Raw genomic sequence first — 21672 nt, 5'->3', positions numbered from 1 at the left:
CGCCGCCACCTCCGCCGCCTCCGCCGCCGCCTCCGCCGCCGCCGCCTCCGACCGAGGCTTCGACCGGTCCGGAAGTGGTCTGCTCGGACCTTGGCCAGAGCTTCGTGGTGTACTTCGAGTGGGATCGTGCTGATCTGACGAGCCAGGCTTCTGCCGTGATCGATCAGGCTGTTGCGAACATCCAGTCCGAAGCAAGCTGCGCAACCAGCTCGGTGAGCATCGCCGGTCACACCGATACGTCGGGTGCCAGCGCCTACAACCAGCGTCTGTCTCAGCGTCGTGCTGACGTCGTCGGCCAGGCTCTGATCGCTCGCGGCATCGATGCTTCGCTCATCACTGAGGAAGCCAAAGGTGAAACCGATCTGGCAAAAGCAACTCGCGACGGTGTTCGCGAGCCGCTGAACCGCCGTTCGGAAGTTGTGATCACCGTTCAGTAAGGCGATACACACCTAATTGAGTTCGGCCCGGCCTTTGTGCCGGGCCGTTTTCGTTTGGGCCCCAGCGTGGGTCTTGCCGGATTTCGTTTCCTGTGAAACCAAGAGCCATGATTGATCTGAGCACTCTGAGCAAAGAGGACGAGGCGGCCCGCGAGCGCCTTGCATCGCGCGCGTCCGACATGATTTCGCAAACGCAGAACTGGGCGGCCATCAATACCGGCAGCTGGAATATTGAGGGCCTGCGGAAGCTTGCTCCGCTGCTGGCAGACGCCTTCTCCGAACTGGATGCTGAGGTCCGCCTGGATCCAGGCGATCCATTCGAATCCGTCAATGATGCCGGCGAAACAGAGACGACAGAGACCTCCTCCATCATCCGCGTATCATCGCGGCCTGACGCGCCGGTTCAGGTCATCATGTCCGGTCACTATGATACCGTTTTTGCGCCGGGAACATTCGAGACGATTCGCGACCTTGGGGGCGGCCGCCTGAACGGTCCCGGACTGGCGGACATGAAAGGCGGTCTCTGCATCATGCGGGAGGCGCTGCTGGCGTTCGAGGCCGGTCCGCTGAAGGAACGCCTTGGATACCAGATCGTCATTACACCAGATGAAGAAATCGGGAATTTCGCAAGCGCCCGTGCTCTGACAGAGGCAGCCCGATCCGGCGCGCACATCGGCATGACATACGAGCCCTGCATGGACACAGGCGCCATGTCCGGCGGCCGGAAGGGGTCTGCCGTTTTTGACATTGTCCTGCATGGACGCGCTGCGCATGCCGGCCGCGCCAAGGAGGAGGGGCGTAGCGCATTGGAAGCGGCCGCTGAGCTCGTTGTCGGGCTGGAGCAGCTGAATGGCCGCCGCGATGGGGTGACCGTCAATGTCGGGTCGATTGATGGCGGAGGGCCGGTGAACATCGTTCCGGATCTGGCCATTGTCCGGTTCGGGGCCCGGGCGCCGGATGCTGATGCTGCGCAATGGGCGACCGATGAAGTAAAGCACCTGTTTGAGCGTGCCACGGCCCGGGATGGTATTCACGGACATCTTCATGGCGGCTTCTACAGGCCGCCCAAGCCGAGGAACTCGGCGCAGCAGGCGCTGTTCGATGCGGTGCAAGCGACAGGGAAGGCGATTGGCCTGGATCTTGTATTCCAGGACACGGGCGGTGTCTGTGAAGGTAACAACATTTTTGCGGCTGGCGTTCCCAACGTCGACACACTTGGTGTGATGGGCGGACGTATCCATTCCAACGAGGAATACGTGCTCACTGACAGCTTCGCGGAGCGCGCCGCCTTGTCCGCTCTCATTCTCAATCGGCTTGCCGATGGGCGTCTCGATGGCGCCGGTATCAAAGCGCTAATGGATAGCTGATCATGGCAGAAACCTATGTGATGCGGCCTTCGCGGCTGGATGACCTGCAATCCCTTATTGAACTGGCGGAATTGTCAGGACCCGGATTTACCAGCTTGCCGGTAGATGTGCCCATCCTGCGTGAACGTCTGCAGAAATCCGACGATGCGTTTCTCGGCCGTCTTCAACGGATTGAATACGGCAAGTATCTCCTGATGATGGAGAATGCTGAGACTGGTGAAGTAGTCGGTTGTTCTGCCGTGAAGGCCGGCACCGGCATTGACCAGCCATTTTTCAACTACCGGGTCATCACGCTTGCTCAGGCAAGTCAGGCCGCTGGAAACCTGCGGTTCGATATGGATGCGCTGGTGCTGACCAATGAATATGTCGGCTTCACCGAGGTTGGCACCCTGTTCCTGAAGCCCGAGCACCGCGGGGGAGGTGCCGGACGCCTGGCGGCCCAGTCCCGTTACCTGCTCATGGCGGCGGAACCGGAACGTTTCGGCACGAAAGTGCTGGCCGAACTTCGTGGCGTGGTGGACAATGAGGGGCGTTCCCCGTTCTGGGAGTGCCTGGGGCGTCATTTTTTCAGAATGGATTTCACCGAGGCGGATCGTTTGTCTGCGACCACGGACAATCAGTTCATTCTGGACCTGATGCCGAAATACCCGATCTATGTCGACCTGTTGCCGCCTGAAGCGCGCGAGGTTATCGGCCGGTGCCATTCCGACGGCGTGGGCGCATACAAGCTGCTACAGTGGGAAGGGTTTGAATTCGACCGTACCGTGGACATTTTCGATGGTGGCCCGCTGGTGACTGTGCAGCGCCGCCATATCCGCACCATTCAGGAGAGCCGCCGCGTCAGGTTTGAAGCTGGCGACGTGGACTCTGACCCGGCTGCGAAGCTGGGGCTCGCGTCCAGTGACATGATGCCTGAATTCAGGGTCAGTCTTGCAAAGAGCATTTTGAAAGATCCGCAAACCGCGGTCGTCAACCCGGATACTCTGGCGCTTCTGAAGCTGAAGCCCGGATCCGAAGGACGAATCTGGCAACGGAGTAAATAGTATGGATGGCGTCTATATAAACGGACAATGGCGTACCGGCGCGGGAACCCACTTCCAGAATCATTGCCCTGCGACGGGCGATGTGGTCTGGGAAGGGCATGGCGCGGACGCGTCCGATGTCACTGAAGCCGTCGCCTCTGCGAGGCGAGCATTCCATGATTGGGCCAATCTGCCTCAGGGTGACCGGACAGCCATTCTGGAACGGTATGCGGACGAAATTGAAAAACGCACGGATGCGATCGCTGAGACGGTCAGCCGGGATATGGGCAAAGTGCTTTGGGAGTCGAGATCCGAAACCGCGACCATGAAGGCAAAAGTGGCTGTTTCCATTGCCGCACAAGTAGAGCGCGCAGGCACAAAGTACAGCGAAGCCAATTTTGGTTCGTCGCATCTCACCCATCGTCCGCATGGGGTGATGGCCGTGTTTGGACCCTTTAACTTTCCGGGCCATCTGCCAAACGGTCACATCGTTCCTGCGCTTCTTGCTGGCAATACATGCGTGTTCAAACCGTCGGAACTGGCACCGGGCGTCGCGTTTCACATGGCTGAAGCCTTTGCCGCGGCGGGGCTTCCGGATGGGTGTCTGAACATCGTGCATGGTGGGCGCGAAACGGGAGGTGCGCTCCTGAATGCAGAGATCAATGGCCTGCTTTTTACAGGATCTGCGGCCACCGGCGTACACTTTCACAAACACTTCGCAGGTCGGCCGGAAGTTATCTTGGCTCTGGAAATGGGCGGAAACAACCCGCTCATCATCTGGGACCCGGCAGATGTTGAAGCTGCAGCCGACATCGCGGCCCAGTCTGCTTTTCTGACAAGTGGGCAGCGGTGCTCCTGTGCCCGCCGGGTGATCCTGCCGCAAGGCACCTGGGGCGACCGGGTAGCCGACGCCATCGTGGCGCGCGCCGAAGGTCTGGCCATTGGTGCGTGGGACGAAGAAGGCATGTTCATGGGCCCGCTCGTCTCAGAGAAGGCGGCCGTGAATGCTGTGGAATTCCAGGAAATGCTGATCGCCCGGGGCGGACGCGCGCTGAAGGCGCTGGAACGTCTGGAGCGGGGCGGAGGCTTCGTGTCCGCCGGTGTTGTGGATGTCACGCAAGCCAACGACATTCCGGACGAGGAACTGTTCGGACCGGTCATGCAAATCGTACGGGTTCGGGATTTCGATGAGGCGCTGGAACGTGCCAATGCAACGCGATATGGCCTGTCCGGTGGACTGGTAAGCGATGATGATACGCTCTGGGTCCGTGCGCACCGGGAGATGCGGGCCGGTATCCTAAATCGGAACCGTCCCACAGCTGGCGCCAGTGGCGCAATGCCGTTTGGCGGGCCGGGCCTGTCCGGAAATTTCCGTCCGGGGGCCTACTATGCGGCTGACTATTGTGCCTGGCCTCAGGCGAGTCAGGTGTCGGACAAGGCCTCGCGTATGAGCGCGCAGGGTTTCCCGAAGTGAGTGGCCGGGAAGTCAATTTTGATGGGCTGATTGGCCCAAGCCATAATTATGGCGGTTTGTCGGACGGCAATCTTGCGAGTTCACGAAACGCCGGTGACGTCTCCAATCCGAGAGAGGCGGCGCTTCAGGGGCTTGAGAAAATGCGCGCCCTGATCAAAGCAGGACTGACACAAGGGATTCTTCCGCCTTTGCCGCGTCCGAATTTTGACTTGCTTGCGTCGGCGGGGTTCGGGGGAAGTGACCGGCAGATACTTGAGCTGGCTGCGGCAAGGGCGCCGCGGCTTCTGAAGGTGGCGTATTCCGCCAGCAGCATGTGGACCGCCAATGCGGCGACGGTTTCCCCGTCAGCCGATACGGCAGATGGCCGCCTGCACCTGACTGCGGCCAATCTGTCGACCATGCTTCACAGATCTATCGAGCACCCGGACACGACGGCTTGCCTGCAGGCGATCTTTGGCGATGACCAGCACTTCTCGGTGCATGCCGCCTTGCCGATGCATCCGGATTTTGCCGATGAAGGCGCGGCCAATCATGTTCGTCTTTGCACTGAACATGGCCGGGCCGGGGTAGAACTGTTCGTCTATGGCCGGGAGGCGGGTGAAAGCACAGCAGGTTTTCCGGCGAGACAAACACGACTTTCCGCCGAGAGTATTGCCCGCGGGCACGGGTTGGACGCGGGGCGGACGGTCTTTGCGCGCCAGTCCACAGAAGCCATCAACGCCGGAGCGTTCCACAATGATGTGGTTTGCGTTGGCGCCCTCGACACACTGTTCTTCCATGAAGCCGCATTCGAGGACACGAAGGCTACTCTTGCGGATTTGCAGAAGGCGTCGCAGGGTTTATTCGATCTCAAGCCTGTCATGGTGGCGTCTGCAGACGTCTCTCTACAGGACGCGATCCGGTCCTATCTGTTCAATTCGCAATTGCTGAGCCTGCCTGGAGAGTCCCGTCTGGTTCTGGTAGCGCCAACAGAAGTGCGGGAAACGGAAGCGACACGGGCTTATTGTGAAAAACTCGTGAGCGGTAACGGGCCGATCGGCCGGGTGCATTATGTCGATGTCAGGCAGTCCATGCGTAATGGGGGTGGGCCCGCCTGTTTGCGGTTGCGCGTCGTGATGACCGATGCCGAGCTGGCAGCCTGCCATCAGGGCGTCTTGCTGACGGAAGAGCGGATCGATGCGCTTCAGGCGGTCGTACGGAAATACTACCGGGACCGGCTCGCTCCGGATGACCTCGCGGATTCGTCATTTGCCGATGAGTGCAGAATTGCGCGAGAGGCCTTGCTTGATGTTCTTGAGTTGGAGGAACTCGCATGATCCGTCTTCATGACTACTGGCGCTCGTCAGCGGCCTACCGCGTACGCATCGCCCTGAATCTCAAAGGCTTGTCCTACGAACAGGTGCCTGTGAATATTGCGCCGGGGGCGGATGAACAGCTGTCGGCTACCTACCGGTCTGTGAATCCGCAGATGCGGGTGCCGACCCTCGAAGTGGATGGCCTGAAGGCCGGCCAGTCCATGGCAATCCTTGAGTGGCTGGAAGAAACTTATCCGGAACCTGCGATCCTTCCATCAGATCCGGCAAGCCGGCTTCAGGCACGGGCCTTCGCAGATACGATTGCCTGCGATATTCATCCGTTGAATAATCTTTCCGTTCTGGCCGCCCTGAGACAGGATTTCGGAGCCGATGATGCCGCTGTAAAACGCTGGTATCACGACTGGATCCGCCGCGGCTTTCAGGCGCTGGAAGGGTTTGCTGCTGCGCGGCCGAGTGGCCCTTTTCTGTTCGGAGATACGCCCACGATCGCGGAAATCACGCTCATTCCTCAGATCGCGAATGCGCGGAGATTCAATATGGATCTATCGGCCTTTCCGGCGCTGGTGGCCATTGATGCTGCATGCAGCGAGCTGGAGGCGTTCCGCAAGGCGTCGCCTGAGGCCAACAAGCCCGCCTAGTCGCGATTCTTCCGTTTGGAGCGGCGCTCATCCGTATCGCCCGGGCGACGGATGTCGACGATTTCGACCTCTTCGAGGTCTCCAAGTGGCTCAGCCATAGGAGAGGCGTTGGCGGCAAGCCAGTTGTTGAAAGCCTCCGCCGATTCTCCAACGGCGGAATCAGGCGCCAGAACCGAGAAGCCTTTTTCCCGGACAGTTGCCACATCGATGACGCAGGCGCTCCGTTCCATCAGGTGGGGCGGGCAATAAGCTTCGATGGACTTATCCGGCGTTTCAGTCAGCAGCACCGCCTCAGGGTCTTTTCCGATGCGATAAAAGCCACCGAAACGGTCCATCAGTTCCGGTTCGAGCTCGAGTTCGGACAATAACGCATCTGGCAGGACCGTATCTGCGGCAATCACGACAGCGCGCCCTTGGTTATGGTTTCTGAGGTAGATCAGAAATGCCCGGGACAGATCGTCTCCCTTGGCATCAGCCCGATAGAGCGGCGCGTAAACAGGCCCAATCGCAGCCAGGCCATCTTCGAGCAGGCGGCCCTGCAGGCGAGCTTTCTGCTCTTTCCTGTCGAGCTGTGCACCTGTTCGTCCCTTCAGTTCCGAAGCGTCTTCCACGAGGAAAACGTCGGTTGCCCATCCATCTTTCCAGACCGCTGGCGGCGTTTCCTTGGGGATGACCGACCAGCTGGCATAATCGGTATAGCTGAGAGGGCTGACCTCGATATAGGGCGGCGGAGAGATTACCGTCCGCCAGAGCCATGCCCCCAAGCCGATAAGAATAACGGCAGAAGCGATCCAGAATGCGGGTTTCTTCATGATCAGAGGTCCGGTTGCGGCTGTGGCTCAGCCACGTGCTTGCAACGCGAGAGCCAGCCCTGAATAACGAGGTTGGTCGATAGACAACTGTGCAATTGTGGTGGTTTTTAGATGGTCCAGCAGGCCATCTGAGGAAAGGTCCATCTCGCCGGACTGTATGCGTTTGCATAGGTCCCGATTGAGGTCTTCCAGTGATGTATCCGGCGCGGCGCCCAGAAGCGCAACAAGCCGGGCCCGTTCGGCCGATTCGGCTTCCGGGCGCTGTTCCAGTTCCCGGATAAGCGTGGAAAGCACGTTGGACGCGACACGTGCGTGAAAGGCGGCATGACCGGTAAGTTGTGGAGACGCCGTGTCGTCGATGAAGCGCTTCACCGCTTCCACCAGTTCCTTGGTTGAGGGCGCATCATGCATCGTTGCGTATCCCTTCCAGCAGGTTCACGAGATCAATCTCTGTTTCGGAAACACGCCGGCCGATTGCCGCGCGCTCCACGCTCGGGTCTGCGCCTGAGCGGTAGGCCTCGTACATGATCATGCACATGATGCCCCATTTCAGGCTGCCCATAATCTCCCACCAGTCGATGTCGCGCGGTTGGAGTGTCGCGCCCCCCGCTGTGGCATAGGCATCCAGCAAGTCGGGAAGGTCACCGAAGCCGCCGACGCGCTTTTCAACATTTCCGAAGCGCCAGGAATTGACGCAGAGCCATGCGATGTCCTCGCGCGGATCGCCGATATGGGCGAGTTCCCAGTCGAGAACGGAAGCCAGCCCCTTTTCGGAAACCATCAGATTGCCGAGCCGGAAATCCCCGTGCACCAACACGACCGGAAGCGGTTCAGGCGCATTTGCCTTCAACCAGGAAAAGGCAAGTTCGAACACGGGCCGCGGGAGTTTGAAGGCACGGTAGATCGCTTCGTATTTTTCCAGCTGGTTGATGCCATTGCTGACGGGGAGGTCCGGTAACGTATCCGGGGATATGGAATGAATGCCAGCCAGTGCTTCGCCGCATTGCCGGGCGAGAACGTTGCGTGCCGCCGCGTATTCGTCGTCGCGTAGAATTTTCCGGCCAAGCGTTTCTCCGCGGATCCGGTCCATGACGAAGCACTGGCCCAGATCGGGATCGTTTTCGAACACGCCGAGGACCGGCGGGACAGGCACGCCAGCTTTTGAGGCGTGTGTCAGCAGGGTTGCTTCCATGGCCAGCCCAATGGCTTCAGAGGAGCGGGCTGCTTCAACGCCGCCCGGCGCCCTGCGGAGAATCAGGGGCGTTTTGCCCTTGTCCGTCACGACGTCAAAAGCCCAGGTTTCCTGACTGGCACCGCCCGAAAGACGCGTTAATGCGTCAACTTTGCTGTCTGCACCGAATTTTGCACCGGCCCAGGTCTCTAGCGCTGTTGCGATCTGTTCGTTACTTCCCATCTTCGCCACAATTGCAGGGAAGAAAGAGCCCGCCAAGCTCTTCCCTTGCGAGAGCATGACGCGCGGTCGGGAAGGAGTCTCCGTAAATGGCTAAGAAGCCAAAGAAAAAGGACATGGGCATTCTTGAGGTAGAGAAGCTGCCTCGTGTCAGTGCCTGGGCCTGGCTGCGGGCGCGATTCTTTGCCGGCATGGTCATTGCGCTGCCGATCGTGGTGACCTTCGCCATCCTGCAATTCTTCATCAATTACATCGATCAGCGCGTGGTTCCGATTCTGCCGGAATCCCTGCGGCCGGAGACCTACCTGAACTATGCGGTTCCGGGTTTCGGTGTGATCGTACTGGTCCTGTTCCTGACCATTCTGGGGGCGATCACGACGAACCTTCTGGGACGTTCGGTTGTCGTCATCACCGACCGTGTATTGAGCCAGATCCCGATTGTGAGAACGGTCTATTCTTCATTCAAGCAGCTGGTCGATGTCTTTGCCAACAATCCGACAGAACAGTTCCGTGAATGCGTTCTGATCCAGTTTCCAAGGGCAGACAGCTGGTGTCTTGGCTTTGTGGCTGCGCCTGCGCGCGGTGAAGTCAGGACGCACCTCAGCGAAGACTACATTGGCGTGTTCGTGCCAACGACGCCGAACCCGACATCCGGCTTCATCATGTTCGTGAAAGCCGAAAACACGATCAAACTACACATGAGCGTTGAAGAGGGCGCCCGGATGATCCTTTCGGCAGGTCTCGTTGTGCCCGAGCATCCGGATGTGAAGGCGGCCATCGAAGCCGCAAATGGCAAAGCGACTAAGACAGAGTCCGGGGAACCATCAGCTCCCTCACCAGACGCAGGGCCCGGCCCCGAACCGACTCAAGATCAGGATCCGAAGTGACGAGCGCTTCGGCGTCTTTTGCGGCGATCGCAAGAAGCGCCGCGTCTTTTGAGAGATCGATCACCCGGTAATCGGTCGCGCCCGCCTGGCGCAGACCAAGAATGTCTCCAGGCCCGCGGAGTTTGAAATCTGCTTCGGCGATTTCAAATCCGTCATCGGTCCGCCGCAATGTCTCGATTCTTTCCCGTGCCATGTCTCCAAGAGGCGGACGGTACAGGAGGAGACAATAGGATGGCTTGTCGCCGCGGCCGACACGGCCTCTCAACTGGTGGAGTTGTGCCAGGCCAAAGCCCTCGGCGCGCTCAATGACCATGATCGTCGCTTCCGGCACATCCACACCGACTTCGATCACCGTTGTGGCGACCAGCACGCGCGTGGCGCCCGTGCGGAAGTCTTCCAGCGCGGCGTCTTTTTCAGCGGCTTTCAAGCGGCCATGGACAAGGCCGACCGGTGCCTTGAGTTGTCTGGACAGCATCGCGTGGCGGCCGACCGCCGTGGAATCATCGTCATCCACGTCCACTTTCGGGCAGACCCAGAAGACCCGCTCACCACGGCTGACGGCGCGCCCGACGGCATCGATAACTTCTTCCATGCGGGTATCGGGAATGGCCCGCGTTTCGACCGGCTTCCGCCCGGCGGGCTTCTCGTCGAGAATGGACACATCAAGATCGCCATTGACGGCCTGAGCGAGCGTGCGCGGAATGGGCGTTGCGCTCATGACCAGCATGTGCGGGCTGGTTGCCTTGCCAGCCAGCTTCATCCTGTCGGCTACACCAAAGCGGTGCTGTTCATCCACAATGACCAGGCCGAGATTCCTGAAGCGAACAGCCTCCTGGAACAAGGCGTGCGTCCCGGCGACGATCTGGATCGAGCCATCGGCAAGTCCCATCAGCGTCGCTTCCCGCGCGGTGCCTTTGTCACGTCCTGAGAGGGCCGCAACAGTGTAGCCAAGCGGAGAGAGGAGTCTTGTCAGGGTTTCATATTGCTGGCGGGCGAGCACTTCCGTCGGTGCCATGAAGGCGGACTGAAAACCGCCTGCGGCCGCTTGCACGGCAGCCATTGCGCCGACCAGCGTCTTGCCCGCGCCGACATCGCCTTGCAGCATCCGCCGCATGGGGGAGGTGCCAGCCATGTCTTCCGCGATCTGGTCCGAGGCCCGCATTTGCGCTCCGGTGGGTGCAAAGGGCAGGGAGCGGATCAGGGCTGCGATCCGTTCCTCCGCTTTTGGGACACTCGGCGCTGACCGGCGTTTGCGCGCCATCCGCGCCAGTGCAAACGCGCTTTCCCGGGCCAGGGCCTCGTCATAGGCCAGACGTTCACGGGCCAACGCAAACTTCTCTTCGTCATACGTCTCCGGGCTGTGCAGCCATTGAAGCGCTTCCTTGAAGTCCGGCCAGCGTTTGGCTTCGATCAGGCCACTATCGGCCCATTCCGGCAGATCATCCGGCACGCGTTCCAAAGCCTGTTCCGCAAACCCATGGACCCGTTTGTTTGTGAGGCCCGCGGTGAGGCCATAGATCGGCTCAACGGCGGGAGGCAGCGCGCCGCGTGCCGGATCGACAATGTAGTCCGGATGCGTCATCTGCCGCTCGCCGCGATAGTCCTCGATCCGGCCTGAGACGACCCGCTCCTTTCCCATCGGAAACTGCCCTTGCAGCCAGCGGCCATCGGCCCGGAAAAAGGCAAGCGTGAGAAAGCCCGTCCCATCATACAGCTGCACCCGGTGCGGGGACTTTTCATTGTAAGGCGGGTGATAAGCGTGGACTTCGCCTTTGACGGTGGCGACCTCACCAAATTCGGTGGAATCGATCGAAGGGCGGACCCGGCGGTCGACCCAGCGTTCCGGCAGGTGCAGCAACAAGTCCCAGACGTGCTCACCATCCACCAGCCGCTCCAGTGCTGGCTTCAGCTTCGGCCCGACGCCCGACAGGGAATCCAAAGGCTCGAACAGGGGGAAGAGTCGCTCGTCTCGCATCCTGGCGAACCTAAGCTGCGCCCCTCGATGGCACAACGCCGCTTTGACCCGAGCGGGAAAGGCCTTATGTCTTTCCACAGACCAAGGAGAGCTGCCCATGGATGCCCGCCGCCGTAAACTGAAATTCCGCGCCTGGCGCCGGGGATTCCGGGAAATGGACCTCCTGATGGGTAGTTTTGCCGACCAACACCTTGATCAATATGGTGAAAGCGAACTCGACCAATTCGAGGCGCTGCTGAACCTGCCTGACTGGGAAGTTTATGCCTGGCTGGTGGGTCAGGCTGAGGTTCCTGACGATCAGAGCAGCCCGGTTCTGGACCAATTGATCGCATTCAAGTACGCCGCGCAGGCCGGTTGAGCAGACGCTTCGGCGGCCGGGCTCACGGCCTAACTGTGTCTGAAGGTCTGGCATGACACCTGTCGAACTCCTGAAATCCCTGAGCGGTCCAGCCGCACTTGGCGGTGCACCTTTCGGTGCGGACCTGATGGCCTTCATTCCCGCCCTTGAGGCGCGGGGCGGTGTCGGCATTTATGTCGCCCGGGATGACAAGACGGCAGCGACGGCGCGCCGTCTGGCCGAGTTCATCTCGCCTCGTCTGGATCAGGTCGACCTGCCGGGATGGGATACGCTGCCTTATGACCGGGTCAGCCCGACGGCCAGTGTCGCGGCCCGCCGCTGCGCTGCGCTTGCGCGTTTGTCCCGCTACGAGCCTGAGCAGGGGCCGTTGCTGGTTGTCACCACCGCGACGTCTATCGTCCAGCGGGTTCCGCCGGTTGAAACGATGCGGCGCGCGTCATTTTCGATGACATCCGGGCAGACGGTCAGCCAGAAAGAGCTGAACGACTATTTGCTTGTGAACGGATACGTTCGCGCGAGCACCGTCAGGGAACAGGGCGAATACGCCATTCGTGGCGGGATCATCGACATCTTCCCGCCCACAGCAGGTGAGCCACTGCGGCTGGATTTCTTCGGCGATACGCTGGAAACACTCCGGACGTTCGACACAGAAACCCAGCGCTCAACCGGTGAGACGAGGTCCGTTGCGTTCGCGCCGGTGAGCGAGATCCTGTTCGACGATGATGTGCTCAGCCGATTTCGGGAGAAGTACCTCGAAGTCTTCGGTCCGCCATCGGGCGATCCGATGTATGAAGCGGCCCGGGCGTCCATCCGCCGGCAGGGCGTTGAGGCGTGGCTCCCGCTTTTCCACGAGTCGCTGGACACGCTGTTCGACTATATCGGTGATGAAGCGCTGATCGGCTTCGGTCATCTTTCCGGCGAAGCGGCGGCAGAGCGTCTCTCGCAGGCGGCTGACTATTATCAGGCGCGGCTAGAGGCGGGCGCTGGCGATGCCCGAGCGGCAAAAGTGCTCGCGCCGGAACAATTGTACCTGGATCCTGCCGAACTGGAGCGGTCACTGGCGGCGCATCCTGTTGCCCGGTTCAATCCGGCTGAACCTGCACCTGGCCACTACGACATGGAAGTCCGGCGCGGCCGCGATTTCGCGCCAGAGCGGATGATGAGCCAGGAGAACATCTTCGAGGCAACGATTGCTCATACGAAGGATCTCCGCAAATCCGGGCGCCATGTGGTGTTTGCCGCGTGGTCGACGGGGTCCGCAGACCGTCTGATCAATGTGCTCGCTGACCACGGCCTGGATGATCTGGTTCAGGTCCACTCGCTGGAGGCGGCGAGAAAAGCCGAGACTTCCGTCGTCGAAATTCCACTGGAAACCGGCTTCGTCAGCAAAGACCTGGCGGTAATTTCAGAAGCCGACATTCTGGGTGACCGCCTTGCTGCACCGCGCCGCAAGCGGAAGACGGCCAACTTCATCACCGATGCCGCTACACTGAATGCCGGCGATCTTGTTGTGCACGTCGATCATGGGGTGGGCCGTTATGTCGGTCTGAAGACGCTGGAAGTCACCGGCGCCCCGCATGACTGCCTCCAGCTCGAATATTCCGGCGGGGACACGATTTTCCTGCCTGTCGAAAATATCGACCTGATTTCGCGCTATGGTTCGGAAGAAGCTGAAAGCCAGCTTGATCGGCTGGGCGGAGCAGGCTGGCAGAACCGCAAGGCCAAGGCCAAGAAGCGCATTCTTGAAATGGCGGCGGAGCTGATGGCGATTGCGGCTGCGCGGGAGCTCAAGCGCGCGGACGCGGTCAATGCCGGTCAGGGTATCTATGAGGAGTTTGCGGCGCGCTTCCCCTATGAGGAAACCGATGACCAGCTGAACGCCATTGAGGATGTGCTGGGGGACCTTGGGTCCGGCCGTCCGATGGATCGCCTGGTCTGCGGGGATGTGGGGTTCGGGAAAACCGAAGTTGCTCTACGCGCGGCGTTCGTGGCGGCCATGAGCGGCAAGCAGGTCGCTGTGATCGCACCGACGACATTGCTCGCGCGTCAGCATTTCAAGACCTTCGAAGAACGCTTCGCCGGATGGCCGCTCAAAGTGCGTCATCTCTCCAGACTCGTCAGCGCCAAAGAGGCATCGGAAACCCGTGCCGGCCTGACGGATGGCAGTGTGGATGTCGTTGTCGGAACGCACGCGCTCCTGGCCAAGGGCATCGAGTTCAAGCGCATGGGCCTGCTGATCGTCGATGAAGAGCAGCGTTTCGGTGTGAAGCACAAGGAACGCCTCAAAGAGCTCAAGGCCGACGTACACGTGCTGACATTGTCAGCCACCCCTATACCGCGGACGTTGCAGATGGCGCTGACCGGTATCCGGGATCTTTCGATCATCGCGACCCCGCCTGTCGATCGCCTTTCGGTGCGGACCTATATCACCGAAGAAGACACAGTGACGCTTCGCGAAGCGCTGTTGCGGGAGAAGTATCGCGGGGGGCAGGCCTTCTTCGTCGCGCCGCGTATTCAGGATCTCGACAAGCTGGAACGGTTCCTGACAGAGAACGTGCCGGAAGTTTCCTTCATTGTGGCCCACGGCCAGATGGGGGCAGGGGAGCTCGAAGACATCATGACGGCCTTCTATGAGGGCAAATATGATGTGCTGCTGTCCACGACGATTGTCGAGAGTGGTCTGGATATTCCGCGTGCGAACACATTGATCATTCACCGCGCAGACATGTTCGGCCTCGCTCAGCTCTATCAGCTGCGCGGCCGGGTCGGGCGCTCAAAGCTGCGTGCCTATGCTTACTTCACCACGCCGCGGGACAAGGTGATCACGGAAACCGCGGAACGCCGCCTGCGCGTGTTGCAGTCGCTCGACAGCCTTGGCGCGGGCTTCCAGCTGGCCAGCCACGACCTCGACATGCGCGGATCAGGCAATTTGCTGGGGGACCAGCAGTCCGGCCATGTCCGGGAAGTTGGTGTCGAGCTGTACCAGTCCATGCTGGAAGATGCGGTCAATGCGCTGAAAGCGGGTGCGCAGGGTGAAGACGAAGTGGCCGATGACTGGTCTCCGCAGATCAATATGGGTGTCGCCGTTCTGATCCCGGAAGACTATGTCGAAGACCTGTCCATCCGCTTGTCGCTGTACCGGCGCCTGTCCGATATTTCGACCAGCCAGGAGCGGGAAGGCTTCGCGGCTGAGCTGATCGACCGGTTCGGACCCTTGCCTGATGCAACGAAGCAATTGCTGGAAGTCACCGCGATCAAGGTGCAGTGCAAATCGCTCGGCATCGAGAAGCTGGATGCGGGCGACAAGGGTGCCGTCTTTGCCTTCCGGCAGGATACGGTTCTGGACCCGGCGCGCCTGATGGAGATCGTCCGGTCACGTCCGAATGTCCTGCGTCTGCGGCCGGATTCGAAACTCGTTCACTCTTTCACCGGTGGCGATGCAGTTACGCGCCTGGGACGGGTCCGTGCATTCCTGAAAGAACTGGAAGCCGCAGCGGGCCTCGTCAGTGCCTAGGCGGCATATTCCCGTGTATAGGGGCCGGACAGGCCTTCGGCGAGCAGGGTGCCAGCGGTGTGGTAGGACCGTTTTTCGACAACGCGCCAGCTGAGGGTGAGGCCGTCAAAGTCGGAATTGCGCGTGAGTTTGATCATCAGTCTTTCTGCCAGACGCACGGCACCGCGATAGGGCGTGTGCGGGGTGGAGATGATGATCGTCCCATTTCCGAAGTGGGCAATGCAGTCGGTGTCCCTGACGCAGGTTCGTGTGAGCTGCGCCAGATCCGGAAGCCTGCCTGTATGCGCATCGTCAAGTTTGATCGTCAGGACACAGAGCGGCTCGCCGCGCTCTGACGACAGGGCGATCTGCCGGTCCAGGTGTGCCTTGATGAATTCACGATGAAACAGGCCGGTGTCCGGATCGACAGACGGCGTGGCCTGTAATTGCGCGGGCAGGACAGGCGCGCTCGCCGCATGATGGCTGATCGCGCGTGAAATTCTTCCGGCGAGCGCTTCTGCATCGCCCGACTGTTCGACGAGGTCTGTGCTGACCATCAGAGCGGCGAGATGTGCCTCGGAGAGGTCGGCGCCCGGTTGGGCCAGGACGAAGAGTGGGGTGCCCGTGAGCGAGGCTTCAGCGCGGCCCCAGTCGATATAATTGGCGGCGTCTCCTCCGGCCGGCGTCAGGTCTGCAAGCACGGCGGCGAAGCGTCCGGATTTCAGATAGTCGGCCGCTGTCCTTAGGGTGAGCGCCGCGGTAACAGGAATGTCGTGGGCTTTCAGTGCGGAACGAAGGGCAAAGAAGCCGGCGCCGCCGTCTCCCAGATACAGGACTTCCGGGCGGCGTTCTGAAACAGGCTGAACATCGGCCACGCCAAAAGAAGCCGCAGTTTCCATGCGGATACGGAATTCGGCTGTCCGCGCCTGGCGGCGGACGAGTGAAGTCAGGCGGGCCTTCAGCATTTCGAGGTCGCTATCCTGGCTGACGATCAGGACGTCGAGACCTTCGGCGGTCTGCGTGTCCTGAGTTAGCAGGACAAGCGGACGCCGTTCAGCGCCTTCGCTGAGATGGATGTCCCGGTCCCGCAAGCCGGAGGGCAGGCTCTCCATGTCGATCAGCAGCGGTTCTGTCGCATCGAAATCGATGGGATCACTCGCGGGATAAGCCCGCATGCCGTGATTGCGCAATCTGGTCAGAATCGACTCCAGACGCGGTCCGGACGCAGCGACCTCTATGGGAGGATCGAGGAAAGACAGATCAAGCATACGCAACTCTGGAATCGTCGCGACAGGCGACGTCGGGGTACCCCTTCCTTTTGGGGCGAGCCGCCTTAATGATCTGCTAATACCGAGATTACGGCTTAGAAAGGGAGTTTGGAGATGGCTCAGGGACCTCTCAGCGGAGTGAAGATTGTTGAGTTTGCAGGGATCGGCCCCGGGCCATTCTGCGGCATGCTCCTCTCAGACATGGGTGCTGACGTGATTCGCATTGACCGCCCGGGCGATGGTCGTCCGGGACGGGCAGCGGATGTCACCGGCCGCGGCCGCCGGTCTATTGGCCTGAACCTGAAAGATCCGGGCGATATTGAAATCGCCCTGAAACTGCTTGAGCAGGCAGACGCGTTGATCGAGGGCTTCCGTCCCGGCGTCATGGAACGCAACGGCCTGGGCCCCGATGTCGTCCTGGCGCGCAATCCGAACCTCGTCTATGGCCGGATGACCGGCTGGGGGCAGACCGGCGCGCTGTCCCACTCCGCAGGTCACGACCTCAACTATATCGCGATCACTGGTGCGCTTCATGCGATGGGCGACGGCGATGGCCGTCCGCGTCCACCGCTGAACCTTGTCGGTGACTATGGCGGCGGCGCCCTTTACCTCGCCATGGGTGTGCTGGCGGGCATCATCAATGTGAAGAATGGCGGCAAGGGTCAGGTCATTGACGTGGCCATGTCCGACGGTGCCGCGTCGCTGGCCGCAATGTTCTACGGCATGAAAGCTGCGGGCATCTGGACCGACGACCGCGAGGCAAACATGCTCGACGGTGGCGCCCACTTCTACGACACTTATGAGTGCGCAGATGGCAAATGGGTCTCCATCGGCTCGATTGAGCCGCAGTTCTACGCCATCCTGCGCGAGAAGGCAGGGCTGACGGATCCGGCCTTTGACGCTCAGATGGACAAATCCAAATGGCCCGAGCTGAAGCAGAAGGTCATGGACGTCATCAAGACGAAAACACGGGATGAATGGTGCGAGATCATGGAAGGGACGGACATCTGCTTTGCGCCGGTGCTGTCCATGTCCGAGGCACCGAAATACAAGCACAATACAGACCGCGAGACGTTCATTGAGCTTGAAGGCGTGATCCAGCCTGCACCGGCGCCGCGCTTCTCCGAAACCCCGGGCAAGGTCCAGCGCCGTCCGGCGGGGCTTGGTGAGCACACGGATGAAATCCTGAAGGATTGGGGTGTTTCGCGCGGATGAGCGCACTTCCCGGAACAACGGGCCGTCGCCGCATCTATCTGATGCGGCACGGCTTCGTCGATTATACATCTGAAGAAGTCCGCCGGACGCGGGATCCGTCGATCGTCAGTCTCACGCCTGCGGGCGAAGATGAGGCGCGGGCGGCAGGCGCGGCTCTGGCGGAAGTTCATTTTGATCTGGCCATCTGTTCAGGCCTGAAGCGGACGCGCCAGACAGCCGAACTGGTGCTGGCCGAACATCCCGATGCACCGGAGCTGGAAGTCGAGGAGCGTTTCCAGGAATTGCGGTCCGGCCAGTATATCGACTTCAAATCGCCTGAGCATCTTGCCGCGACGATGACCTTCTTGTTCGAACAGGCTGGAGAGCCGGACGCCGAATTTCTGCCCGGTGGCGAAAAATTCTCTGAAGCAATGGTCCGGATCATGGACGGTCTGACCGATCTGCTGATGCGTCCGGGCTGGGCCAGTGCGCTGGTCGTCGCTCATGAGGTGGTGAACCGGATGGTGCTGGCGTCGGTGATTGGTGCGCCGCTTGGTGCAAGTGCCGGTTTTGAGCAGGACACCGGCTGCATCAACATCATCGATTTCGACCTCGTGCCGGACGAATCCGGCAATCGGACGCAGATCGAACGCGGCATGATCAAGGCCGTCAATCTGACACCCGCCAATTACCTCAAGAACGGCATGAACCTGCGCAGTCTGGAGGCGATCTTCACGCGTCCGGAAGAGGCTTCGTGAACGGGGTGTAATAAGGCGGGCAGAACTCGCCTGAAAGGTGAATGGCGCACAACAAGCGGGCCATCCTGCCGTTCAGACTCACTTTGATAGAAAAATCGATGTCGGCCGGGAGCCTCGGCTGCTTGCAAAGGCATCAGGCCGACGTCCTTCTTGCTAAACCTTAGCCGCTCCCCCGGGAGCGGCCTTTTTCTGCTGTTGGGTTTCTTGCCACGCTGTCATGAGCCACTACGGTTCGCGCAGCATTGGAAGGAAAGACTCACATGCGCAAAATGCTCCTGGCCGTTTCAGCCATCGCACTTCTGGGCGCCTGCACCCCGAAAGCCGCTGAAACTGAACCCGCCGAGCCGGCCGAATCGGTTGAAGCCGCGACGCCCGCCGAAATTCACGCGAACCTGATGGTGCTCGATTCGCACCTCGATACGCCGGCCAACCTGTCGAAGCCGGATTTCGACATCATGGCCGACAACCCGATGCAGATGGGATCTGTGCAGGTCGATGTGCCGAAGATGAATCGCGGCGGGCTCGATGGTGGTTTCTGGGTGATCTTCACCCCTCAGGGCCCGCTGACGGAAGAAGCGTATGAGGCGGCATTCAAGGCTGCGACGGCCCGCCAGGATGAAATCCTGAAAATGGTGGCCGACCATCCCGACACGTTTGAGCTGGCCTACACCGCTGATGATGCAGAGCGCATTGCGGCGTCTGGTAAGAAGGTGGTTCTGCAGTCGATGGAGAACAGCTATCCGCTGATGCTCGACGTCACCAATCTGGAGACCTTCTATGACAAAGGCCTGCGAATGGTGGGCCTGATTCACTTCCGGGATAACCAGTTCGGCGGCAGCGCAACGGATTTCACCAGCCCGGACGACACAGGCCTGACGGACCTCGGCAAGGACCTGGTGCGCGAAGCAAACCGGCTGGGCATGGTGATCGACGGGTCCCACTCATCCGATGCCGCGGTGCGGGACATGATCGAGATCTCGACCACGCCGGTGATCCTGACCCATACCGGCCTGAAGTCGGTCTATGACCACCCTCGCAATATTCCGGACGAGTTCCTGAAGGACATCGCGGCGCAGGGCGGTGTCATCCAGATCAATGCCTATAGCGGCTACCTTGAAGAACTTGAGGATTCGCCGGAGCGCCGCGCCGCTCTGGAGGGGCTGAAGACCGAGTTTGAAGGCGTGAATCCGTTCACCGCCGACGAAGAAACCAAGGCGCGCTATATGGAGCGGATGGAGGCGATCAATGCGGAATTCCCACCGCCACGCTCGACCTTTGAAAAGTTCATGGAGCACATGCTGCGTGCCCTGGAGCTGGTTGGCCCGGATCATGTGGGCATGGGCGCTGACTGGGACGGCGGCGGCGGTGTGATCGGGATGGAGGATGTCTCCTTCCTTCCGAAAGTCTCCGAACGCCTGCTGGAAGAAGGTTATACAGAGGAGGATCTGGCGAAGATCTGGGGCGGTAACATGATGCGCGTGCTGCGTCAGGCTGAAGCCGCAAAGGAAACAGCGGAATAGGGTGGATCGGCCGGGCTGAAGAAAAGCCCGGCCGGATGCCGCTCAAGCCTTGCAAAGTCCGACTCGCCTCTGTATGACGCGCGTTTCCAATTCACATGTGCCGTCAGGCGCAACAACTCCGGATACCTGTCATGGCAGTCCCAAAGAGTAAGAAATCGAAGTCCCGCCGTGGTATGCGCCGCGCGCACGACCGTCTTGCGATGAACACCTACATCGAAGATGCGAACTCCGGCGAACTGCGCCGTCCGCACCACATCGACCTGAAGTCGGGTGAGTATCGCGGCCGCCAGGTCCTCGAGCCGCGCGACGATATCTAGCATTTACCGGCTGTTGCGCTTTCGGGCGCAGCCGACTAAGGCTTCAGGCGCCTCCTGCCAGCGGGTAGGGGGCGCCTTGCATTTTGGCCAGATAAAACACGGAAAGCCTGACATCCATGAGCGAGATCATTGACATCCACGCCCGCGAAATCCTCGACAGCCGGGGCAATCCGACCGTCGAAGTCGATGTGACCCTGGATGACGGTTCCACCGGCCGCGCCGCCGTGCCTTCGGGTGCTTCCACTGGCGCCTATGAGGCCCACGAGCAGCGCGATGGCGACAAGGACCGCTACCTCGGCAAGGGCGTCCTGAAGGCCGTTGATGCCGTGAATGGCGAGATCTGCAACGAACTCACCGGTCTCGACGCCACCGACCAGCGCATGCTGGACATGCTGATGATCGATCTCGACGGCACGGACAACAAGTCCCGCCTCGGCGCCAACGCCATCTTGGGCGTGTCGCTGGCCATCGCCAAAGCCGCTGCCGAATACTCCACCATGCCGCTCTACCGCTATGTGGGCGGCCCGAACGCTCGCGTCCTGCCGACGCCGATGATGAACATCATCAATGGCGGTGCCCACGCGGACAACCCGATCGACATTCAGGAATTCATGATCATGCCGGTCAGCGCGGAAAGCATGTCCGACGCCGTCCGCATGGGTGCCGAAGTCTTCCACGCGCTGAAGAAGACGCTGCACGATGCCGGCCATAACACCAATGTCGGCGACGAGGGCGGCTTCGCTCCGAATCTCGCCTCCACCGACGAAGCCATCGGCTTCATCATGAAGTCCATCGAAAAGGCAGGCTACACGCCGGGCGAAGACATTGCGCTGGCCCTGGATGCCGCTTCCACCGAATTCTACAAGAACGGCAAGTATGAACTGGCTGGCGAAGGCAAATCGCTCGGTTCCGACGAATTTGCCGCTTACCTCGCCGATCTCTGCGCCCGCTACCCGATTGTCTCCATCGAGGACGGCATGGCCGAAGATGACTGGGATGGCTGGATCTCCCTGACAAACAGCATTGGTGACCGTGTCCAGCTGGTCGGCGACGATCTGTTTGTGACCAATCCGGACCGTCTCGCGATTGGCCTGCAAAAAGGTGCGGCGAACTCGATCCTGGTGAAGGTCAACCAGATCGGCACGCTGTCGGAGACGCTGGACGCCGTGGAACTGGCGCACCTGCATGGCTACACGGCCGTGATGTCTCACCGTTCGGGCGAAACCGAGGATTCGACCATCGCCGACCTCGCTGTCGCGACCAATTGCGGCCAGATCAAAACCGGTTCGCTGTCGCGCTCTGACCGGATCGCCAAGTACAACCAGCTGATCCGTATCGAGGAAGAGCTGGGCCCGGTGGGCATCTATGCCGGCCGGTCGCGTATTAACGCTGAATAAGCAGTGATGAGGGCGGCTCTGGTGGGCC

Annotated in this window: 19 protein-coding genes; 14 read left to right on the top strand and 5 right to left on the bottom strand. The window is 60.5% G+C overall.

Annotated features, from left to right (window positions below):
• The 6 genes from HJA_RS12550 to maiA form a co-directional block, all read left to right on the top strand.
• The coding region (locus tag HJA_RS12550; RefSeq protein WP_035582733.1) for an OmpA family protein at positions 1-437 on the top strand (437 nt) is incomplete at its 5' end.
• 107 nt (positions 438-544) lie between these two features.
• A complete protein-coding gene (locus HJA_RS12545) occupies positions 545-1804 on the top strand; it encodes a hydrolase (protein WP_035582731.1) in 1260 nt (419 codons plus the stop codon).
• A gap of 2 nt (positions 1805-1806) precedes the next feature.
• Positions 1807-2847 (top strand): arginine N-succinyltransferase, encoded by a 1041-nt coding sequence (locus HJA_RS12540; RefSeq protein ID WP_035582729.1) that lies wholly within the window; start codon positions 1807-1809, stop codon positions 2845-2847.
• A gap of 1 nt (position 2848) precedes the next feature.
• Positions 2849-4300 carry a succinylglutamate-semialdehyde dehydrogenase gene (astD, locus tag HJA_RS12535; RefSeq protein WP_035582728.1) on the top strand — a complete coding sequence of 484 codons (1452 nt, stop codon included), beginning with the start codon at positions 2849-2851 and terminating at the stop codon, positions 4298-4300.
• Entirely contained in the window at positions 4297-5616 is a 1320-nt protein-coding gene (gene astB / locus HJA_RS12530) for an N-succinylarginine dihydrolase (RefSeq protein ID WP_035582726.1), read from the top strand. The genes astD and astB overlap by 4 nt, the downstream gene beginning before the upstream one ends.
• Positions 5613-6254, top strand: a complete 642-nt coding sequence (gene maiA / locus HJA_RS12525) for a maleylacetoacetate isomerase (protein ID WP_199285802.1) — start codon at positions 5613-5615, stop codon at positions 6252-6254. The genes astB and maiA overlap by 4 nt, the downstream gene beginning before the upstream one ends.
• Here the strand turns inward: maiA and HJA_RS12520 are convergent.
• Genes HJA_RS12520 through HJA_RS12510 form a run of 3 tightly spaced genes read right to left on the bottom strand, consistent with a single transcriptional unit; the run spans position 6251 to position 8480 of the window.
• Positions 6251-7066 (bottom strand): hypothetical protein, encoded by an 816-nt coding sequence (locus HJA_RS12520; RefSeq protein ID WP_035582724.1) that lies wholly within the window; start codon positions 7064-7066, stop codon positions 6251-6253. The genes maiA and HJA_RS12520 overlap by 4 nt on opposite strands.
• A 27-nt stretch (positions 7067-7093) precedes the next feature.
• Positions 7094-7477: a DUF6285 domain-containing protein gene (locus HJA_RS12515; RefSeq protein ID WP_035582722.1), complete on the bottom strand. Its 384-nt coding sequence runs from the start codon at positions 7475-7477 to the stop codon at positions 7094-7096.
• Positions 7470-8480 carry a phosphotransferase family protein gene (locus HJA_RS12510; protein ID WP_035582843.1) on the bottom strand — a complete coding sequence of 337 codons (1011 nt, stop codon included), beginning with the start codon at positions 8478-8480 and terminating at the stop codon, positions 7470-7472. Before HJA_RS12510 ends, HJA_RS12515 begins: the two co-directional genes overlap by 8 nt.
• An 86-nt stretch (positions 8481-8566) precedes the next feature.
• Here HJA_RS12510 and HJA_RS12505 point away from each other — a divergent pair, with 86 nt between their 5' ends.
• A complete protein-coding gene (locus tag HJA_RS12505; protein ID WP_081814684.1) occupies positions 8567-9364 on the top strand; it encodes a DUF502 domain-containing protein in 798 nt (265 codons plus the stop codon).
• Here HJA_RS12505 and recG read toward each other — a convergent pair.
• Positions 9279-11339 carry an ATP-dependent DNA helicase RecG gene (gene recG / locus HJA_RS12500; protein ID WP_035582720.1) on the bottom strand — a complete coding sequence of 687 codons (2061 nt, stop codon included), beginning with the start codon at positions 11337-11339 and terminating at the stop codon, positions 9279-9281. The genes HJA_RS12505 and recG overlap by 86 nt on opposite strands.
• A 97-nt stretch (positions 11340-11436) precedes the next feature.
• Between recG and HJA_RS12495 the strand changes: the two genes are divergently transcribed.
• Both HJA_RS12495 and mfd read left to right on the top strand, forming a co-directional pair.
• A complete protein-coding gene (locus HJA_RS12495) occupies positions 11437-11697 on the top strand; it encodes an FAD assembly factor SdhE (RefSeq protein ID WP_035582718.1) in 261 nt (86 codons plus the stop codon).
• A 52-nt stretch (positions 11698-11749) separates the two neighbouring features.
• Positions 11750-15211 carry a transcription-repair coupling factor gene (gene mfd / locus HJA_RS12490; RefSeq protein ID WP_051597655.1) on the top strand — a complete coding sequence of 1154 codons (3462 nt, stop codon included), beginning with the start codon at positions 11750-11752 and terminating at the stop codon, positions 15209-15211.
• Here mfd and HJA_RS12485 read toward each other — a convergent pair.
• A complete protein-coding gene (locus HJA_RS12485; RefSeq protein ID WP_035582716.1) occupies positions 15208-16458 on the bottom strand; it encodes a PleD family two-component system response regulator in 1251 nt (416 codons plus the stop codon). The genes mfd and HJA_RS12485 overlap by 4 nt on opposite strands.
• Before the next feature lie 114 nt (positions 16459-16572).
• Between HJA_RS12485 and HJA_RS12480 the strand changes: the two genes are divergently transcribed.
• The 5 genes from HJA_RS12480 (at position 16573) to eno (ending at position 21644) form a co-directional block, all read left to right on the top strand.
• Positions 16573-17673, top strand: a complete 1101-nt coding sequence (locus HJA_RS12480; RefSeq protein ID WP_035582715.1) for a CaiB/BaiF CoA transferase family protein — start codon at positions 16573-16575, stop codon at positions 17671-17673.
• A complete protein-coding gene (locus HJA_RS12475) occupies positions 17670-18410 on the top strand; it encodes a histidine phosphatase family protein (RefSeq protein ID WP_035582713.1) in 741 nt (246 codons plus the stop codon). The genes HJA_RS12480 and HJA_RS12475 overlap by 4 nt, the downstream gene beginning before the upstream one ends.
• Before the next feature lie 260 nt (positions 18411-18670).
• The gene (locus HJA_RS12470; RefSeq protein WP_035582711.1) at positions 18671-19930 is read left to right on the top strand and encodes a dipeptidase; all 1260 of its coding nucleotides are present in this window, start codon (positions 18671-18673) and stop codon (positions 19928-19930) included.
• A gap of 131 nt (positions 19931-20061) precedes the next feature.
• Positions 20062-20247, top strand: coding sequence for a 50S ribosomal protein L32 (gene rpmF / locus HJA_RS12465; protein WP_035582709.1), 186 nt, complete (start codon positions 20062-20064; stop codon positions 20245-20247).
• A 116-nt stretch (positions 20248-20363) separates the two neighbouring features.
• A complete protein-coding gene (gene eno, locus HJA_RS12460; protein ID WP_035582707.1) occupies positions 20364-21644 on the top strand; it encodes a phosphopyruvate hydratase in 1281 nt (426 codons plus the stop codon).
• Positions 21645-21672 lie beyond the last annotated feature (28 nt).

The organism is Hyphomonas jannaschiana VP2 (assembly GCF_000685215.1).
GTDB lineage: Bacteria > Pseudomonadota > Alphaproteobacteria > Caulobacterales > Hyphomonadaceae > Hyphomonas > Hyphomonas jannaschiana.
This window is presented reverse-complemented; position numbering and strand designations above follow the sequence as displayed.

Coding starts and splice junctions, on each gene's coding strand:
- HJA_RS12545 (WP_035582731.1), top strand. CDS start 545: ATGATTGATCTGAGCACTCTGAGCAAAGAGGACGAGGCGGCCCGCGAG.
- HJA_RS12540 (WP_035582729.1), top strand. CDS start 1,807: ATGGCAGAAACCTATGTGATGCGGCCTTCGCGGCTGGATGACCTGCAA.
- astD (WP_035582728.1), top strand. CDS start 2,849: ATGGATGGCGTCTATATAAACGGACAATGGCGTACCGGCGCGGGAACC.
- maiA (WP_199285802.1), top strand. CDS start 5,613: ATGATCCGTCTTCATGACTACTGGCGCTCGTCAGCGGCCTACCGCGTA.
- HJA_RS12520 (WP_035582724.1), bottom strand. CDS start 7,066: ATGAAGAAACCCGCATTCTGGATCGCTTCTGCCGTTATTCTTATCGGC.
- HJA_RS12515 (WP_035582722.1), bottom strand. CDS start 7,477: ATGCATGATGCGCCCTCAACCAAGGAACTGGTGGAAGCGGTGAAGCGC.
- HJA_RS12510 (WP_035582843.1), bottom strand. CDS start 8,480: ATGGGAAGTAACGAACAGATCGCAACAGCGCTAGAGACCTGGGCCGGT.
- HJA_RS12505 (WP_081814684.1), top strand. CDS start 8,567: ATGGCTAAGAAGCCAAAGAAAAAGGACATGGGCATTCTTGAGGTAGAG.
- recG (WP_035582720.1), bottom strand. CDS start 11,339: ATGCGAGACGAGCGACTCTTCCCCCTGTTCGAGCCTTTGGATTCCCTG.
- HJA_RS12495 (WP_035582718.1), top strand. CDS start 11,437: ATGGATGCCCGCCGCCGTAAACTGAAATTCCGCGCCTGGCGCCGGGGA.
- mfd (WP_051597655.1), top strand. CDS start 11,750: ATGACACCTGTCGAACTCCTGAAATCCCTGAGCGGTCCAGCCGCACTT.
- HJA_RS12485 (WP_035582716.1), bottom strand. CDS start 16,458: ATGCTTGATCTGTCTTTCCTCGATCCTCCCATAGAGGTCGCTGCGTCC.
- HJA_RS12480 (WP_035582715.1), top strand. CDS start 16,573: ATGGCTCAGGGACCTCTCAGCGGAGTGAAGATTGTTGAGTTTGCAGGG.
- HJA_RS12475 (WP_035582713.1), top strand. CDS start 17,670: ATGAGCGCACTTCCCGGAACAACGGGCCGTCGCCGCATCTATCTGATG.
- HJA_RS12470 (WP_035582711.1), top strand. CDS start 18,671: ATGCGCAAAATGCTCCTGGCCGTTTCAGCCATCGCACTTCTGGGCGCC.
- rpmF (WP_035582709.1), top strand. CDS start 20,062: ATGGCAGTCCCAAAGAGTAAGAAATCGAAGTCCCGCCGTGGTATGCGC.
- eno (WP_035582707.1), top strand. CDS start 20,364: ATGAGCGAGATCATTGACATCCACGCCCGCGAAATCCTCGACAGCCGG.